Raw genomic sequence first — 17,016 nt, 5'->3', positions numbered from 1 at the left:
ACTCCGCTACGGCTCCAGTCGGTTCGGGCCGCGGAACAGGAACACCGCGTCCCGGATCGTGGGCAGTCCGAGCGCCAGCATCAGCACCCGGGCCAGCCCGAGGCCGAACCCGCCGTGCGGCGGCATGCCGTACCGGAAGCAGTCCAGGTACCGGCCGAGCGGGCCCTCGGGGCTCGCGTCCATGCCCTTCTCCCGGGCCTGGGCGACGAGTTGCCCGTGCCGGTGCTCGCGCTGGGCGCCGGTGGTGATCTCCACGCCCTTCCACAGCAGGTCGAAGGACTCGGTGACGGACGGGTCGTCGGCCGAGCGCAGGTGGTAGAACGGCCGCACCGAGGCGGGGAACCCCGTCACGAACACGAACTCGTGCCCGGTCTCCCGCTGCACCAGCGCGCTGAGCAGCCGCTCGCCCTCCGGGTCCAGGTCCTCCCGGACGCCCTCGGCGTCCCACCCGGCGCCCCGCAGCTTCTCCACCGCCTCGGCCATCGTCAGCCGGGGGAAGGGCAGTTCGGGCACCACGACCCGGACGCCCCGGTGCCGCTCGATCTCCTCGCCGTGCCGTTCGGCGACCTGCTCCAGCACCCGGTGCAGCATCCGCTCCTCGAAGGACATCACGTCCTGCACGCCGTCGATCCACGCCAACTCGACGTCCACGCCGGTGAATTCGGTCGCGTGCCGGGAGGTGAAGGAGGGCTCGGCGCGGAACACCGGGCCGATCTCGAAGACCCGGTCGATGCCGCCCGCGATCGCCATCTGCTTGTAGAACTGCGGGGACTGCGCCAGGTACGCCTTCCGGTCGAAGTACCCGACCTCGAACACCTCGGCGCCGGACTCCGAGGCCGTGCCCATCAGCTTCGGCGTGTGCAGCTCCGTGCAGCCCTGCTCGGCGGCGACCTCCCGCATCGCCCGCTCGACCGTGGTCTGCACCTCGAACACCAGCCGCCGCTCCGGCCGCCGGACGTCCAGGAACCGCCAGTTCGCCCGCTGCTCCGGGCCGGTCTCCGGCCCGATCGGCAGCCCGGGCTCGGCCGCCGACACCACCTCGACCCGCTCCGGGACGATCTCCAGCCCGCCGAGCTTCACCACCGGGTTCGCCACCACCCGGCCGGTCACCACCACCGCCGACTCGACCGTCAGCCCCCGCAGCAGCTCCCCCAGCGCGTCCTCCCCGCCCCCGCGCCGGTGCGTGACCTGCACCGCCCCCGTGTGGTCCCGCACCACCACGAACTGCACCCTGCTCTGCAGCCGCAGCGTGCCGACCCACCCCTTGACCGTCACCGTCCGCCCGATCGCGGACGACAGCTCACCGACGAGGACGCGCACCATGCCGAAGCAACTCCCTGGATTGCGGGCGCGTTGTTCGCGCCACGAGAGGAGCGGTAGACGGCCGCCCCGGGACGCGCCCACCCTAACCCGTTCGCACCCGCTCCCACCTCGGGTTTTTCCCTCGCCCCGCACCCCGCCCCGCGCTGCGCCCCGCGCCGCGCCCCGCACCGCCTCCCGCCCGCGACGGACCGTGACAGCCACCGGCGACGGCCCTACGATGGCCCGACTCGGGCGGCAGCGACCACAGTTGACCGCCCATCAGTTTTTCGTGCGTTCCGGGGAGGCCGCCCGATGGGCGAGGATGCGTGGAACAGATCGGCACTGCGGGCCGGAACCCTGACGGGGCTGCTCGCCCTGACCAGCACCCTGGTCGACGCGGTCGCGCTGCCGGAGCCGCTGGCGCCCGTCCGGCACCTGTCGGTGTTCGACCCGCTCGACCCCCCGGGCGCGAACCGGGCCGGGACCGTCCTGGTCGCGATCGGGGTCGACCCGCGCTCCGCGGTGGCCGAGGACCTGCTGCGCGAGGCGGGCGCGGACCGGGTGACGGCCGTGGTGCTGCGGGGAGTGGCCGACCGGGCGCGCCGGGAACGGCTGGGGGAGATCGCGGAACGGGCCGGGACCGCCCTGCTGCTGCGCGCCTCCTGGACGGACTGGCAGACCGTGATCGCCACCGTGCGGGCCGCCCTGGAGAGCCCGGCCCCGGACGGCGGCAACGTGCTGCTGGGCGACCTCGGCGGCCTGGCCCGCCAGATCGCCCGGGCGGTCGAGGGGGCGGTGACCATCGAGGACCCGGACTCCCGGGTCCTCGCGCACCACGCCGAGAGCATCGACGTGGACCGGATCCGGCTCTGGACCGTCCTGACCGGCGCCGTCCCCGAGGAGCGGCGCAAGGCGATGAACCGGGAGGGCTTCTTCAAGCAGCTCTGGTCCTCGAACCAGGTGCTGCACCGCCTCCCCGAGGGCGACGTGCCGGAGCGGATGGCCGTCGCGGTGCAGGCCGGCGGCATGCGCCTCGGCTCGATCTGGGTGGCCGCGATCACCGGGAAGGCCCTGGGGCACGAGGCCGTCGACGTGCTGCGGGCCGCCGCCGAGGCCGCCGTCCCCCACCTGCTCCACCACCGCACGCACCACGAGGCCCGGCACGCCCTGCTGCTCGGCGCGGCCCGCGCGGTGCTCGACGGCCCTGGCTCCGGCGCCCTGCTCGCCGGGTACAGCGGCCTGCCCGCGGCCGCCCGCTGCGCCGTCCTGGCCGTGGGTGCGCCCGGTCCGGTGGACGACGCCCGCCGGGCCCGGCTGGAACGGGCGGTGCGCCTGCACCAGCCCCGCCCCGGCAGCGACTACCTGGTCCTCCCCGCCGAACGCGGCGTCCTGGTCCTGCTCGGCGGCCTGGCGAACACCCCCGCCGACGCCCGGGCCCAGGTCGCCGACTACGGCGGCCGGCTGTCCGACGCCCTGTCCGCCCGGCTGGGCGTCCGGGTGCCGGTCGGCCTCGGCCCGGTCCAGGCCCGGCTGGACGACGCCGCCCGCTCCCGCCGGGCCGCCGAACTGGCCCTGGGCGGGCTGCTGTTCCGCCGCGAGCGCCCCGCCCCCGACTGCGCCACCGTCGAGCAGGTCGCCGACGCGGTGGCCCTGCGGCAGTTCATCGAGACGGCGGACGGGCTTCCGCTGCCGGTGCGCACCTCGGTGGCCCGGCTCGCCGAGGCCGCGCCCCAGAACGGCCGCCACCCGCTGGAGCTGCTGTCCGCCTACCTGCGCCACGGCGAGCAGAAGGGCCCGGCGGCCGACTCGCTCGGCATGCCCCGTGCCACCTTCAACCGCCAACTCGCCAAGCTGCGCGACACCTTCGGCCTGGAGACCGCAGACGCCGACGCCATGCTGCTCGCCCGCATCCAGCTGCTGGCGCGCGAGTACCGGGCCGACCGGGGCTGAGCGGGCGGCGGCGCCGCCGGTGGTGCGTACGGCGGCGCGGCCAGTGGTGCGCGGGCACCGGATCCGCCCGTCGCTCCGGTGTCCGCGCACCACCCCGCCCCGCCCCGGCCGCCGCGCACCGCCGCCCGCACCACCGGCCGCCCCGTCCCCGGTCTCCCCCGACCGTCCGCGCCCGCCGGAGGCCGCGCCCGGTCCGCCCGCACCGCTCCGGACCGCCCGGGCCGCCGCCGCGCACCGCACCGGCCGCAACCCGACCCCGCGGCGGTGCACGGCGACCGCTCCGGCCCCGGAAACCCGGCCCGGCCGGTACTACGCGGCCCCCGCCCCCGCGGCCATCCTGGGAGCACGGCCCCGGCGCCCGTCCGCCGGCCCGGCCCCCTCCCTTCCGAGCGCCGACCCGTGCGGAGTGTGTCCCCATGCCCGAGCACCGCCCCTCACCGTCCCTGATCAGCGCCGAGCGGCGCGAACTCGTCCTGCGCGCGGCCGTCCGGCAGGGCCTGCTCGACCCGGAGCGGGCCCCGCTGGCCGCCTTCCTCGACCTGGACGCCGTCGCCGGGACGGTCGCCGCCCTGCACGCCGCGTTCCCCGCCGAACTGGAGGTGCGGCACGCCTTCGCCGCCAAGGCCAACCCGCTCGGGCCGGTGCTGCGCCGACTGCGCGAGCTGGGCATGGGGTGCGAGGTGGCCAGCCCCGGCGAGTTCGCGCAGGCGCTGGCCGCGGGCTTCCCCCCGGAACTGATCGTGCTGGACTCCCCCGCCAAGACCCGCGCCGAACTGGCCCTCGCGCTGGACCTCGGCGTCAGCGTCAACATCGACAACTGGCAGGAGCTCGCCCGCGTGGACGCGATCCTGGCCGACCGCCGCAGCTCCTCCCGGATCGGCGTCCGGATCAACCCGCAGGTCGGCGGCGGCCGGATCGCCGCGATGAGCACCGCCACCTCCACCTCGAAGTTCGGCGTCCCGCTCGCCGACACCGGCAACGCGGCCCGCCTGGTCGAAGCCTTCCGCGCCCGCCCCTGGCTCACCGAACTGCACTGCCACGTCGGCTCCCAGGGCGTCGACCTCGACCTGATGGCCACCGGCATCGCCAGCACCGCCGCCTTCGCCGAACGGATCAACCGGGAGCTGGGCCGCCGCCAGGTCACCGGCATCGACCTCGGCGGCGGCCTCCCGGTCAACTTCGCCGGCGACCGGACCGCCCCCGGCTGGGACGCCTACGTGGAGCGGCTGCGCGCGCACGCCCCCGTCCTGTTCGACGGCCGCTACCGGCTGACCACCGAGTTCGGCCGCTCCGTGCTCGCCAAGTCCGGCTTCGTCGCCTCGTACGTCGAGTACACCAAGGTGGCGGGCGGCCGCCCCATCGCCATCGGCCACGCGGGCGCCCAGGTCGCCACCCGCACCGTCTTCGCGCCCGGCAGCTGGCCGCTGCGGATCAGCGTCCACCACCCCTCCGGCGCGGCCAAGCACGGTGTGCCCGTCCTCCAGGACGTGGCGGGCCCGTGCTGCTTCGCGGGCGACCTGGTCGCCCGGGCCCGCCCGCTCCCCTTGCTGGACCAGGGCGACCTGTACTGCCTGCTCGACTGCGGGGCCTACTACGCCACCAACCACTTCTCCTACAACAGCCTCCCCGAGCCCGCCGTCCACGGCGCCGCGACCTCCCCCGACGGCACCGTCCGCTTCGAGCTCCTGCGCCCCGCCCAGAGCATCGACGACCTGGTCGCCCGCACCACCGCCTGACCCTCCGACGAAGGACCGCCCATGTCCCGCACCCGCCGCCCCCGCCCCGCCCGCCGCTTCCCGCCCGCCGACCGCACCCTGCTGGTCGTCATCGTCGTCCTCCTCGCCCGCACCCCCGACCCCGCCCACCTCCTCGCCGCCGCCACCCTCCTCACCCCCCGCCTCACCCCGCTCCTGCGCACCCCCTGACCACACGGAACGGCCCTCCCCCGCACCACGCGGAGGAGGGCACGGGCGTGTGGGGCCGGGGCGGTTGCCGAAGCTCCGGGCCGCCCCTCAGTCGGCCGTCCCGGTCGGCACCACCCAGCGGGCCGGCTGCCCGGTGATCGCCGCGATCATGTCGTAGTCGCCGTCGTAGTGCAGGACGGTGACGCCGTGCCGCTCCGCCGTGGCCGCGATGAGCAGGTCGGCCATCGACAGCGCCCGGTGGTTCCCGCGGAACAGCGCCTGCTGCTGCACCTGCTTCGCCCGGTCCCACACCTCGTCGGGACACGGCAGGTAGTCGAAGCCCCGGAGCAGGTGGCGCAGCCGTTCGGCCTCGGCCAGGGTGCGGGCGCTGAACAGCACCTCCATCTCCACCGTCGGGCTGACGGCGAGCAGGGCCCGCTGGGAGAGGTCGTCCAGCACCGGGCGCACGGACGGCTTGCCCCACCGCGCCAGGGCCGACTTGTCGATCAGGAAGTGCTCCCGGCTCACGCCACCGCCCGGTCGCCGGGCTCACCGAGGAGGTCGAACTCCCCGCTGGCCACGGCGTCCGCGAACTCTATCCGGCGGGCGAGTTTGACGGCTTCGAGCAGGGCGGCGTTCACCGTGGCGACCTTGGTGGTGGTCCCGAAGAGCCGCTGGGCCTCCGCCAGGAGGTCGTCGTCGAGGTCGATGACCGTACGCGTCATGATCGTCCTTCCGTCGGCGGGCGAACCCCATGATATCGAGAGCACCCCTCATTCGATATCGCACAGCCCCGACGGCCCTCCCCCGCAGCACGCGGAGGAGGGCCGTCGGGGCGAGAGCCGTCAGAGCAGGCCGAGGGCCGGCATCAGGTAGTAGAAGGCGAAGACGGCGGCGACGCCGTACATCGCGATCGGGACGGTGCGGGCGCGGCCCGCGACGACGCGCAGGAGGCAGAAGGCGATGAAGCCGAAGCCGATGCCGTTGGTGATGGAGTAGGTGAACGGCATCATCACGATGGTGATGAAGGCCGGCATCGCGATGGTGTAGTCGGACCAGTCGATCTCCTTGATGGAGTTCGCCAGGATCAGGAAGCCGACGGTGACCAGGGCGGGGGTGGCGGCCTGGGCGGGGACCATGGTCGCGAGGGGGGTGAGGAAGAGGGCGAGCAGGAAGAGCGCGCCGGTGACGATCGAGGCGAAGCCGGTGCGGGCGCCCTCGCCGACGCCCGCGGTGGACTCGACGAAGCAGGTGTTGGCGGAGGCGGAGGTCGCGCCGCCCGCGGCGGTGGCGATGCCGTCGACCATCAGGACCTTGTTGATGCCCGGGAGGTCGCCCTTCTCGTCGAGCAGGTGGGCCTCGTCGGCGACGCCGAGGATGGTGCCCATCGCGTCGAAGAAGCAGCTCATCAGCACGGTGAAGACGAACAGGATGCCGGTCAGCACGCTGACGTGCTGGAAGCCGCCGAACAGGCTGAAGTGGCCGACCAGGCCGAAGTCGGGGGTGGCGACGGGGTTGCCGGGCCAGGCCGGGACGGTGAGGCCCCAGGCCTCGGCGGAGAGGTCGGCGAACTGCTGGATGACCACCGCGGCTGCGGTCATCACGGCGATGGAGATCAGGATCGCGCCGGGGACCTTGCGGACGACCAGGGCCATGGTGAGCAGCAGGCCGAGGATGAAGACCAGCACGGGCCAGCCGTGCAGGTGCCCGCCGATGCCGAGCTGGAGGGGGACGGTGGTCTGGGCGGCGTCCGGGATGCGGGTGACGAAGCCGGAGTCGACCAGGCCGACCAGGGTGATGAACAGGCCGATGCCGATCGCGATGGCCTTGCGCAGGCCGAGCGGGACGGCGTTCATGACGCGCTCGCGCAGGCCGGTGGCGACCAGCAGCATGATCGCGAAACCGGCCAGGACGACCATGCCCATGGCGTCGGGCCAGGTCATCTGGGGGGCGAGCTGGAGCGCCACGATGGTGTTGACGCCCAGGCCCGCGGCGAGGCCGATCGGGACGTTGCCGATGACGCCCATCAGCAGGGTGGTGAGGCCGGCGGTGAGCGCGGTCGCGGTGACCAGCTGTCCGCCGTTGAGGTGCGTGTTGTTCATATCCGTGGCCGAGGCCAGGATGATCGGGTTGAGCACCAGGATGTACGCCATCGTGAAGAACGTGGCGACACCACCGCGGATCTCGCGGGGCAGGGTGGAGCCCCGCTCGGAGATCTTGAAGAAGCGGTCCAGGGCGCCGGACGGGGGCTTCGGCGCGTTCTGGGAGGGCTCGGGCGACGCGGTGGTCGACTGGGCCTGCGGAGACATGTCGGGGGTCCTCGATCGGGAGAGGCCGGGGGAGACCGGGCGAAGCAAGGTGGGGGGGCATTTCAGTATGTCGATTCCGGTCGTGCACGCGCCATCTTCGCGCGTAGAGTGAGCCCATTACGGTCACCGTCGCTCACCTGTCGACACGTCCGGCCCTGCCGGGCCGCCCTGCCGGGCCGCCCTGCCGGGCCACCCCGCCGGACCTCCCCTCGCCGGGCCACCCGGCCACGGGCCGTCGCGACCCGCCGCGGACCGCCCGCCGGAGCGGCCCGTAGGCTAGGGCCCATGCCCAAGACCGCGCTGCGCACCGCTCCCCCGCCCCTGGAAGGGAACGACGTCGCCATCGTCGGCACCGGCACGGTGCTGTGGTTCGTCGGCTTCGTGGCGCTGGTGCCGTTCCAGGGGTGGCTGTCCGACCACGGCCACGGCAGCTGGCCGTGGGTCTGCCTGTCCGGCGGCCTGCTCGGCCTGATCGGCCTCAAGTACTGCACCGCCCGCCGGGCCGCGATCCGCCGCGCCCGCGCCGCCGAGGCGGCCGGGGAGCCGGTGGCCTAGCAGCCCCGGGCAGCCGCCGCCCGGCCGCCACCCGTCCGGCCGGAATCCGTCCCGAGGCGGGGCGCACCGGACAAATCGCCCACCTAGAGTCGGTGCCATGACGCACTCAGCGGAAGGCACCGCCGCGCCCGGCCCGGTCCCCGGCCCCGGCCCCGGCGCGCACCCCACCGGCGCGGGCGGCGCGTACCAGCCCGGGCTGAGTGCGGCCGGGGTCGCCGAGCGGGTCGCCCGCGGGCAGGTGAACGACGTCCCGGTGCGTTCGAGCCGTTCGGTGCGGGAGATCGTCCGGGCCAACGTGTTCACCCGGTTCAACGCGATCATCGGGGTGATGTTCGGCATCATCCTGGTCGTCGGCCCGCTCCAGGACGGCCTGTTCGGCCTGGTCATCGTCGCCAACACGGCGATCGGCATCGTCCAGGAGCTGCGCGCCAAGAAGACCCTGGACAGCCTCGCGCTGATCGGCGAGGCCCGCCCCCAGGTCCGCCGGGACGGCGCCGCGGTGCAGGTCGGCACCGGCGAGATCGTGCTGGACGACACGGTGCTGCTGGGCATCGGCGACAAGGTCGTGGTGGACGGCACGGTCACCGAGGCGGACGCCCTGGAGATCGACGAGTCGCTGCTGACCGGCGAGCCCGACCCCGTCCACAAGCGCCCCGGCGACCACGTGATGTCCGGCTCCTTCGTGGTGGCCGGGGCGGGTGCGTTCACCGCGACCAAGGTCGGCCGGGAGGCGTACGCCGCCAAGCTCGCCGAGGAGGCCAGCAAGTTCACCCTGGTGAAGTCGGAGCTGCGCACCGGCATCGACCAGATCCTGCGGTTCATCACCTACCTGCTGGTGCCCACCGCGATCGGCCTGGTGATCAGCCAGCTCGCGGTGCAGCGCAACGACTGGAAGGAGGCGGTGCGCCGGATGGTGGCGGGCATCGTGCCGATGGTGCCCGAGGGCCTGGTGCTGCTCACCTCGGTGGCCTTCGCGATCGGCGTGGTCCGGCTGGGCCGCAAGCAGTGCCTGGTGCAGGAGCTGCCCGCGATCGAGGGCCTGGCCCGGGTCGACACCGTGTGCCTGGACAAGACCGGCACCCTCACCGAGGGCGGCATGGACCTGGTCGACCTCCGCCCGCTCGCCGCCCCGAGCGAGGCCCCGCAATCCAGCAGCACCGACAGCGCCGCCGGCAGCGCCGACAAGGTGCTCCTGGCCGAGGCGCTCGGCGCGATCGGCACTGCCGACGCCCGCCCCAACCCCAGCATGCAGGCCGTCATCGACGCGTACGGGCCGCCGCCGGAGGGCCGCTGGCGGGTGCTGGAGGCGATCCCGTTCTCCTCCGCCCGCAAGTGGAGCGGCGTGCAGCTGCTGGAGCCCGGCGGCACCGAGGGCAGCTGGCTGCTCGGCGCCCCCGACGTGCTGCTCCCGGCCGGTGCCCCCGCGCTCGCCGAGGTCGACGAGCTGGGCGCGAAGGGCCTGCGGGTCCTGCTGCTGGGCCGCAGCCCGCTGCCGCTGGACGACCCCGACCCGGCCGCGCAGCTGCGGCCGCTGGCCCTGCTGGTGCTGCAGCAGCGGCTGCGCGAGGACGCCGCGGACACCCTGCGCTACTTCCGCTCCCAGGACGTCCGGGCCAAGGTCATCTCCGGCGACAGCGCCGTCTCGGTCGGCGCGGTCGCCGCCCACCTCGGCCTGCCCGGCGCCGAGACCGCGACCGACGCCCGCACCCTGCCCACCGACCCCGAACGGCTCGCCGAGGCCGCCGACCGGACCGCCGTCTTCGGCCGGGTCACCCCGCAGCAGAAGCGCGCCCTGGTCGGCGCCCTGCAGTCGAAGGGCCACACCGTCGCGATGACCGGCGACGGCGTCAACGACGTGCTCGCCCTGAAGGACGCCGACATCGGCGTCGCGATGGGCACCGGCTCGGACGCGACCCGGGCCGTCGCCCAGATCGTGCTGCTCGACGACCGGTTCGCCACCCTGCCCTCGGTGGTCGCCGAGGGCCGCCGGGTGATCGGCAACATCGAGCGCGTCGCCGGGCTGTTCCTGGTGAAGACGGTCTACTCGGTGCTGCTGGCCCTGCTGGTGGTGTTCACCCAGGTCCCGTACCCGTTCCTGCCCCGGCACTCGACGGTGCTGTCCTCGCTGACCATCGGCATCCCGGCGTTCTTCCTCGCCCTGGCCCCCAACAACGAGCGGGCCCGCACCGGCTTCGTCCGCCGGGTGCTGCGGCTGGCGGTGCCCGGCGGGGCGGTCTGCGGCGCCGCGACCTTCACCGCCTACGCACTGGCCCGCGGCGACGACGCGACCACCCTGGAGGCCGACACCTCGGTCGCCACCCTGACGCTGTTCATCTGCGCGATCTGGGTCCTCGCGATCGTCGCCCGCCCGTACACCTGGTGGCGCCTGCTGCTGATCGGCACCATGTCCGGCGCGTTCGCACTGGTGCTGGTGGTCCCCTGGCTCTCCGACTTCTTCCAGCTCCAACTCGTCGGCTGGCGCGACCCGTTGGCGGGCGTGGCGATCGCCGCGATCGCGGGCTGCCTGCTGGAGGTCACCTCGCGGGTCTTCGTGGAGAAGAGCTGAGAAGAGCTGAGAAGAGCTGAAGGGGGAACGGCAGAGCCCCGACAGGGGCCCTACTCGTAGTCGCGCGCCGCCAGCAGCTCGTACGCCCGGTCCGGTTCGGTGAGGGCGGCGAGGACCTCGAAGCGGCGGTGCCACTGGTGGACGGACCAGGCGAGGCCCGCGGCCAGGCCCTCGGGGGTGGCGGCGTGCAGCAGGCCGGGGACGGGCGGGACGTCGAACTCGTCGTCCTCGTCGGCCGCTTCGGCGTCCTCCGGGGCGTAGGGGAGTTCGGGGGCGGTCGCCGCGGTGTCCCAGCGCCAGGCGACGTGCGCCTCCTCGCCGTCGGGGCCGACGACCAGGAGTTCCTCGTGCTCCTCGTAGACGGCCGGGCAGCCGGGGAGGAGTTCGCGGACCACCGCGGGGGTGCGGTGCAGGGTGCCCTCGGACAGGACGCGGCCGCCCGCCACCTCGCTGGCCAGCGAGACGTGCAGGCGCTCGGCGAGGGCCGGGGCGAGCAGCGGGTGGACCGGGAGCACGGCGTGGTCGTGGAGGAGTTCGACCAGGTCGGGGGCGTCGGCGACGACCGCGGTGCCGGCGTCCACGATGACGGTGCGGTCGTCGCGGCGGCCGGAGGCGGAGTCGAGCGGGGCGAGCGCCCGCACCACGTCCAGGGCTTCGACGCGCTCGGCCGGGAGGGCGGCCAACAGGCTGTAGATGCCGTGGAGTTGGCGGTGGCTGACCTCGGAGAGCGGGTCGGTGAGCCGGTCGACCAGCTCCTCGGGGCCGTGCGGTTCGGCGAGCAGCGCGTTCAGCGTGGTGCGCACGCCGAGGGCGTGCAGGAACTGCGGGTCGAGGGTGGTGCGGGCCTCGTCGTAGAGGCCGCGCAGCAGCGGGTCGGCGCCCGCGGCGCGCAGCCCGGCCGGTTCGCGGCCGTCCAGGACGGGGTGGTCGCGCAGCCACCAGGCGGTGTACGGGGGCAGGTCGGTGTAGCTGCCGTCGGGCAGCAGGGTGCGCACCGGCGTCACCACGGCGTCCCGGTACGGGGGCCGGGCGAGCAGGGCGAGGGCCTCGGGCCAGGCGTCGTCGGCGACCAGGTCGAGGTCGCGGACGGCGAGCAGTTCGGCGGCGACCGGCGGGACGCCCAACTCCCCGGCGTCGTCGGCGTGCAGGGCCTCCAGGGCGTCCTCGCACCATTCGGCGAGGCCGTCGGGGGCCTCGTCGATCAGGCCGGTGGGGCGGCCGCCCGCGGCCCGGTCGGCGGGGGCGGTGGGGTCGAGGCGCTCCAGGTCGTCGGGGTCGAGGACGACGTCCTCGGCGCGCACCAGGGTGAAGGCGGTGAGCGCCCCGGCCGCGGCGAGGACCTCGGGGCCCCAGCGGTCGTACAGGTCGTCGTCCACGAAGGCGGCGTCATCCTCGTCCACCAGGCGGGCGAACGGGCTGTCGGGGAGCAGGAGTTCACCCGCGCGGGCGAGTTCGCCCTCGTCGTCGGGGAGGGCCAGGCGGGCCAGCCAGGGGTGTGCGCCGGGGGCGGGGGCGGCGGCCTTGACCAGGGCCAGGACGGCGTCGGCGAGGTCGACGGCGGCCTCGTAGTCGTCCTCGCCGAGCTCCAGCGAGCGGGCGACGGCGGCCCGCACCTCGGGGGTGTCCAGGACGCCCGCGGGGGTGGCGGTGGCGGCGCCGAGCTTGGCCAGCAGCGGGTGCGCCGCGTCGGGGTGGGCGAGGCGCAGGTCGAGCAGGTCGAGGGCCTCGGCGAGCGCCGCGGGGTAGCCCTCGTAGCCGGCCCAGTCGGCGGCGTCGGAGGGCAGCAGGACGCGGCGCGGGCCGGTGACGGTGCGGCCGTCGGCGAGCGGGACGGGCAGCGCGCCCAGGGCCTCCGGGTCGGCCCCGGCCAGGGCCGCGTACAGGCCGCGCCACCAGGCGGGTTCGCGCTCCAGGCCGCCGAGCTGGTCGACCACCTCGGCGAGCGGGGTGCGGCGCACCTGGAGGGTGCGCAGTTCGGTGCGGCGCTCCAGGCCGGCCGGGAGCAGGCCGGGGAAGACCGGGGCGAGCGCCTCCACCACCGAGTGGTCGGCGCCCTCCAGCAGCACGGCGTCGCGCGGGCGCAGCGCGGGGGTGCCCTCCTCGGTGCCGCGCGGGTGCGGCAGGAACGGGACGTCGGGCAGCCGCCGCAGCACCGCGGTGCGCAGCGCGCCGTCCAGCGCGCCCTGGCCGAGCGGGGCGGGCACCAGGTCCAGCGAGTGCAGGTCGGCGCCGCGGGCGCGCAGCAGTTCGGTGTAGGCCTCGGCGGCGCGCTCGGTGAGGAAGTCGGTGAGCGGGCCGGGCGCGACGTGCCGCCGGGTCGGGTCGAGCGGGTACGAGGCGATCAGCAGCGCGGGCACGCCGAGCGGCTCGTCGCTGGGCGTGGGGGCGTGCACCACGGCGGCGGTGCGCGGGCGCTGCGGGCGGCCCCGCTCGTCGACCGGGACGGCCCAGGTGAGCGTCCAGTGCGGGCGGGCCCGCTCCTCGGTGGTGCGGTCGGCGAGCAGTTCGGGGGCGGCGGTGCCGGAGGCGCTGACGGTCTGCCAGGTGGTGGCGCGCTCCCCGTCGGTGATCGTCACGGTGGGCAGCTGCTCGGGGCGCGGCGGGTGCGCGGTGCGGGTCAGGGTGCGTTCGCCCTCCGCGGTGTCGACGACCACCTCGGCCAGGCCGGGCAGGGTCAGCAGCAGGGCGTCGTCGACCTCGGCGAGCAGGCGGCGGGTGAGGTCCTCGGCGGCGGCGTCGCGCAGCGGCAGGACGACCACCGTGTCGTAGCCCTCGGGGGCCCCGCCCTCGGCCGGGAACGGCACCCGGAGCACCGGCAGGTGGCCCTCGCGGCGGGTCAACTCCGCGGTGAGCTGCGGGATGTCGGCGACCAGCGCGCGGGCGTCGGTGAGCGACCAGCGCACGCCCCCGGTGTGGCCGAGCACGGCGGGCTCGTCGCTGACGGCCAGCACCGCGGCGAAGCCGACGCCGAACCGGCCGACCACCGCCCGCTCGTCCTCCCGCTTCGCGGACGCCCGCAGCGTGGACAGCGACTCCACCGCGGCCGCGTCCAGCGGGGCGCCGGTGTTGGCGGCGGCCAGCACGCCGTCCCGCAGGGTCAGCCGCAGCCGCCCGGTGACGCCCGCCCGGGCGGCCGCGTCCGCGGCGTTCTGGGCGAGTTCGACGACCAGGCGGTCCCGGTAGCCGCCGAGCGCGAGCTCCTCCTCGGCGTTGGCGTCCTCCCGGAACCGGGCGGGCGCGGCCGCCCAGGCGGTGAGCACGGTGTGCCGCAGCCTGGCCGTGTCGAAGACGTCCGGTTCCCCGGGGAGCGCCGCACTGCCGATGATCCGAGACTCCACGTGCCGAGCCGCCCTTCGCGTGGTCTGCGTACGAGTCGGCATTCTGCCAGTCGTCCCCGACGGGACGGCACCGAACGGGATGCGCACGACGGGGGCGCGGGGAGCTGCGCGCAGCGGGAGTCGCACGCTAGCGGGGTCGCGACGGGGGCAGTGGCTTGCTGCCGCCTCGCGGTCCTGCTGCGGGTGCGTACTCGCTCGCGCAGTTCCCCGCGCCCCTGGTTCCGCTCAGCGCGCAACGCTACGCGTGGCCGAGCTCCTCGGCGGGCGCGTCCGGTTCGACGGAGCCGGAGGTGCGGTCCGGGTGGAGCGGGAGGGGTTCGACGACCGTCTCGTCGAGGATGAGCTCGCTGGGGACGGGCGGGGCCGGGAGGACCGCGGCCTCGGAGTGGGCGCCGCAGCCGTAGGCGAGGGAGACGACCTGGCCGTCGGCGGGGCCGAACTCGTTGCCGCAGACGCCGAACGCCTGGCCGAGCGAGCCGCCGATCGGGACGAGGAAGCCGCAGGTGTTGCAGGAGGCGGGGGCGGACTGTGCCATCGGGGTCTGCGGGCCGTACGCGGTCTCCCAGCGTTCGGCGGCCTGGTGCAGGCCGTGCCGGGAGAGCACCCGGGGGCGGACGAGGCCGAGCTCCTCGGCGATCGCGCTGATCTTGGCGCGGGCGGGCGCGGGCTGGATGTCCTCGGCGGGGGCCTCGTCCTCGGCGGCCTCGGCCAGCACCGAGTTGGGGGCGGGCTCGTCCTCGCCGGTCCAGCCGGGCTCCAGGCGCAGGTCGTCGGCGCCGGTGGGGAGCAGGTCGCCGGGGCCGAGGTCGCCGGGCCGCAGCCGCTCGCTCCACGGGACCCACTGCGGGGCGAGGACGGCGTCCGCGCCGGGGAGCAGGGCGACCTCGTCGAGGGTGACGTTCTTGGCGCGCGGGGCGCGGGCGACGGTGACCGCCCAGTGCCAGCCGCGGTAGGCCGGGTCGAGGCACTCGAAGGTGTGGGTGACGACGCGCTCGGCGTCCGCGCCCGCCTTCACGTGGGGGCCGACGACGGCCTCTCCGACGCTGTCCACCACTGCCTGGCGGGCGAGGTCGACGGCCTCTGCACAGAGCCGGTCAGGGGTACGGCTTCGCATCGCAGCACTCACGGCGTCGGTTCTCTCCCAGTTCTGTCATCCTGCGGCCTTGCCGGTGTCGCCCGGCGTCCGGGCCCGCGCCGGCTGCCGCTGCCACGTCTCCGGGCGGCCCCCGCGAGCACGGGGCCGGTCCATTCTGCTAGACCCGGGGCCGCTCCGTGGCCGGGCCGCGCCGCCCAGGTCGGCCACCCCCCTGCGGGAGGCCGGGCATGCGCGTAGTGCAGGCTACCCGTCGGTCGGTGGTGCAGGACAGTCCGGGGCCGCGGGCCCGGGCGCGCCGAGGCCCGGGCAATCACTCGTTAGGTCTGCGATTCTCGGGCAGGATGGGTGTGTGGCGGAGGAGAACCCACCGCAACACGGACTGCGTCCCGGGCAGGCCGAGGGCTTGTCGGGAGCGTCCGCCGTGTCGCGGCAGCAACCCGTGGCCCCCGGTGAGCCGGAGGCGGGTGCGCCGCGTCCGACGCCCCGTCAGGACGGGCAGCCGGCGGAGGAGCCTGCGGAGGGCGGGGCCGGCGCCGCACCGACGGTGAAGGCCCGCGGGTTCTGGGCCCGCCGCGCGTCGGCGGCGGGGGTGCGCACCGGCCGGGTGGTGCACGGGACGGGCCGGCGGATCCGGCGGGCGACGTCGGCGGAGGGCGCGGGCGAGTCGGGCCTGGCGAAGCTGATCGAGCTGCACGCGCTGAACTCGTTCGGCGACATGCTGATCACGGTGGCGCTGGCGTCCACCATCTTCTTCTCGGTGCCGACCGGCGAGGCCCGCGGCCGGGTCGCGCTGTACCTGCTGATCACGATGGCGCCGTTCGCGGTGCTGGCCCCGGTGATCGGCCCGCTGCTGGACCGGCTGCCGAACGGCCGTCGCTCGGCGATGGCGATGTCGATGCTGGCGCGGGCGGTGCTGGCCTGGGTGATGGCGGGGGTGGTGACCGGCGGCGGGCTGGCGCTGTACCCGGAGGCGCTGGGCGTGCTGGTCGCCTCGAAGGCGTACGGGGTGGTGCGCAGCGTGGTGGTGCCGCGGCTGCTGCCCGCCCAGTTGTCGCTGGTGAAGGCGAACTCGCGGGTGACGCTGGCGGGTCTGCTGACCACGCTGGTGGCGGGCGGGGTGGGCGGTCTGCTGCACCTGCTCGGGCCGGCGTGGCCGCTGCGCGGGGCGTTCGTGGTGTTCGTGGTCGGGACGCTGATGGCCTTCCACCTGCCGCACCAGGTGGACTCGGCGAAGGGCGAGCAGCGGGCGGAGCTGCACGCCGAGTCGCCGGAGGTGCGGCCCAAGGGGGTGCTGCGGGCGGTCGGCCCCTCGGTGGTGATGGCGCTGCGCGGGGTGGCGGCGCTGCGCTGGCTGGTCGGGTTCCTGGTGATGTTCCTGGCGTTCCTGATCCGCCGGGACCCTCCGGGCGGCCTGCCGGGGACGGTGGCGCTGGGCCTGGTCGCGGCGGCGGCGGGGCTGGGCAACGCGCTGGGGTCGGTGCTGGGGTCGTGGCTGCGCACCCGCGGGTCGGAGGTGCTGGTGACGTCGGTGCTGGCGCTGGCGACGGTGGCGGCGGGCGCGGCGGCGCTCTGGTACGGGGCGGTGACGGTGACGGTGGTGGCGGGCGTCGCCGGGATGGCGGCCTCGCTGGGGAAGCTGGCGCTGGACGCGCTGATCCAGCGGGACGTGCCGGAGGCGGTCCGGACGTCCGCGTTCGCCCGGTCGGAGACGGTGCTGCAGCTGTGCTGGGTGGCGGGCGGCGCGGTGGGCATCGCGCTGCCGCTGAACCCGGTGCTGGGGCTGACGGTGGCGGCGGCGGTGATGACGGTGATGCTGCTGTGGTCGTTCCGCTCGCTGCTGCGGATCGGGCCGCGCCGGGCGGCGGCCCGGGCCCGGATGGCCTGAGCCGCCCGGCCCGCGGCGGGGCCGGGCGGGGGCCGCGGCGGGACCGCGGCGGCCGCGGCGCGTCCGCGCACGGCGTAACCTCGGACGACTCGGGCACCCCGGCGTCGTGTG

12 protein-coding genes are annotated in these 17,016 nt (G+C 75.5%); 6 read left to right on the top strand and 6 right to left on the bottom strand.

Translation table 11 applies throughout. The features are described 5' to 3' along the window. Positions 1-6 precede the first annotated feature (6 nt). Positions 7-1,323: an aspartate--tRNA(Asn) ligase gene (gene aspS, locus OO57_RS02510; protein WP_033250557.1), complete on the bottom strand. Its 1,317-nt coding sequence runs from the start codon at positions 1,321-1,323 to the stop codon at positions 7-9. A 291-nt stretch (positions 1,324-1,614) separates the two neighbouring features. Between aspS and OO57_RS02505 the strand changes: the two genes are divergently transcribed. The 3 genes from OO57_RS02505 (at position 1,615) to OO57_RS43490 (ending at position 5,177) form a co-directional block, all read left to right on the top strand. After that, positions 1,615-3,252, top strand: a complete 1,638-nt coding sequence (locus OO57_RS02505; protein WP_033250556.1) for a helix-turn-helix domain-containing protein — start codon at positions 1,615-1,617, stop codon at positions 3,250-3,252. 416 nt (positions 3,253-3,668) lie between these two features. Next, a complete protein-coding gene (locus OO57_RS02500; RefSeq protein ID WP_051776414.1) occupies positions 3,669-4,988 on the top strand; it encodes a hypothetical protein in 1,320 nt (439 codons plus the stop codon). Between the two features lie 21 nt (positions 4,989-5,009). Then, positions 5,010-5,177, top strand: a complete 168-nt coding sequence (locus OO57_RS43490) for a hypothetical protein (RefSeq protein ID WP_158715003.1) — start codon at positions 5,010-5,012, stop codon at positions 5,175-5,177. Positions 5,178-5,264: 87 nt separating this feature from the next. Here OO57_RS43490 and OO57_RS02495 read toward each other — a convergent pair whose 3' ends face one another. The 3 genes from OO57_RS02495 to OO57_RS02485 form a co-directional block, all read right to left on the bottom strand. Continuing rightward, complete coding sequence (locus OO57_RS02495) at positions 5,265-5,684, bottom strand: PIN domain nuclease (protein WP_033250555.1); 420 nt, start codon at positions 5,682-5,684, stop codon at positions 5,265-5,267. After that, the gene (locus tag OO57_RS02490) at positions 5,681-5,881 is read right to left on the bottom strand and encodes a type II toxin-antitoxin system VapB family antitoxin (RefSeq protein ID WP_033250554.1); all 201 of its coding nucleotides are present in this window, start codon (positions 5,879-5,881) and stop codon (positions 5,681-5,683) included. Before OO57_RS02490 ends, OO57_RS02495 begins: the two co-directional genes overlap by 4 nt. A 120-nt stretch (positions 5,882-6,001) precedes the next feature. Continuing rightward, a complete protein-coding gene (locus OO57_RS02485) occupies positions 6,002-7,465 on the bottom strand; it encodes an NCS2 family permease (RefSeq protein WP_033250553.1) in 1,464 nt (487 codons plus the stop codon). 285 nt (positions 7,466-7,750) lie between these two features. Between OO57_RS02485 and OO57_RS02480 the strand changes: the two genes are divergently transcribed. Together OO57_RS02480 and OO57_RS02475 are read left to right on the top strand one after the other, a co-directional pair. Next, entirely contained in the window at positions 7,751-8,020 is a 270-nt protein-coding gene (locus OO57_RS02480; protein WP_033250552.1) for a DUF2530 domain-containing protein, read from the top strand. A gap of 97 nt (positions 8,021-8,117) precedes the next feature. Continuing rightward, the gene (locus OO57_RS02475) at positions 8,118-10,586 is read left to right on the top strand and encodes an HAD-IC family P-type ATPase (RefSeq protein ID WP_033250551.1); all 2,469 of its coding nucleotides are present in this window, start codon (positions 8,118-8,120) and stop codon (positions 10,584-10,586) included. Between the two features lie 50 nt (positions 10,587-10,636). Here OO57_RS02475 and OO57_RS02470 read toward each other — a convergent pair whose 3' ends face one another. Both OO57_RS02470 and OO57_RS02465 read right to left on the bottom strand, forming a co-directional pair. After that, on the bottom strand, positions 10,637-13,924 hold the full coding sequence (locus OO57_RS02470) for a sacsin N-terminal ATP-binding-like domain-containing protein (protein WP_033250550.1): 3,288 nt from the start codon (positions 13,922-13,924) through the stop codon (positions 10,637-10,639). A gap of 238 nt (positions 13,925-14,162) precedes the next feature. Then, a complete protein-coding gene (locus tag OO57_RS02465) occupies positions 14,163-15,038 on the bottom strand; it encodes a DUF3027 domain-containing protein (protein WP_033250549.1) in 876 nt (291 codons plus the stop codon). Between the two features lie 526 nt (positions 15,039-15,564). On the opposite strand from OO57_RS02465, the gene OO57_RS02460 reads away from it, so the two are divergent. Next, positions 15,565-16,905, top strand: a complete 1,341-nt coding sequence (locus OO57_RS02460; protein ID WP_418909866.1) for an MFS transporter — start codon at positions 15,565-15,567, stop codon at positions 16,903-16,905. Positions 16,906-17,016: the final 111 nt, after the last annotated feature.

Source organism: Kitasatospora phosalacinea, assembly GCF_000717185.1.
GTDB lineage: Bacteria > Actinomycetota > Actinomycetes > Streptomycetales > Streptomycetaceae > Kitasatospora > Kitasatospora phosalacinea_A.
The sequence above is the reverse complement of the archived record's forward strand: the minus strand, read 5'-3'. Positions and strand labels throughout refer to the sequence as shown.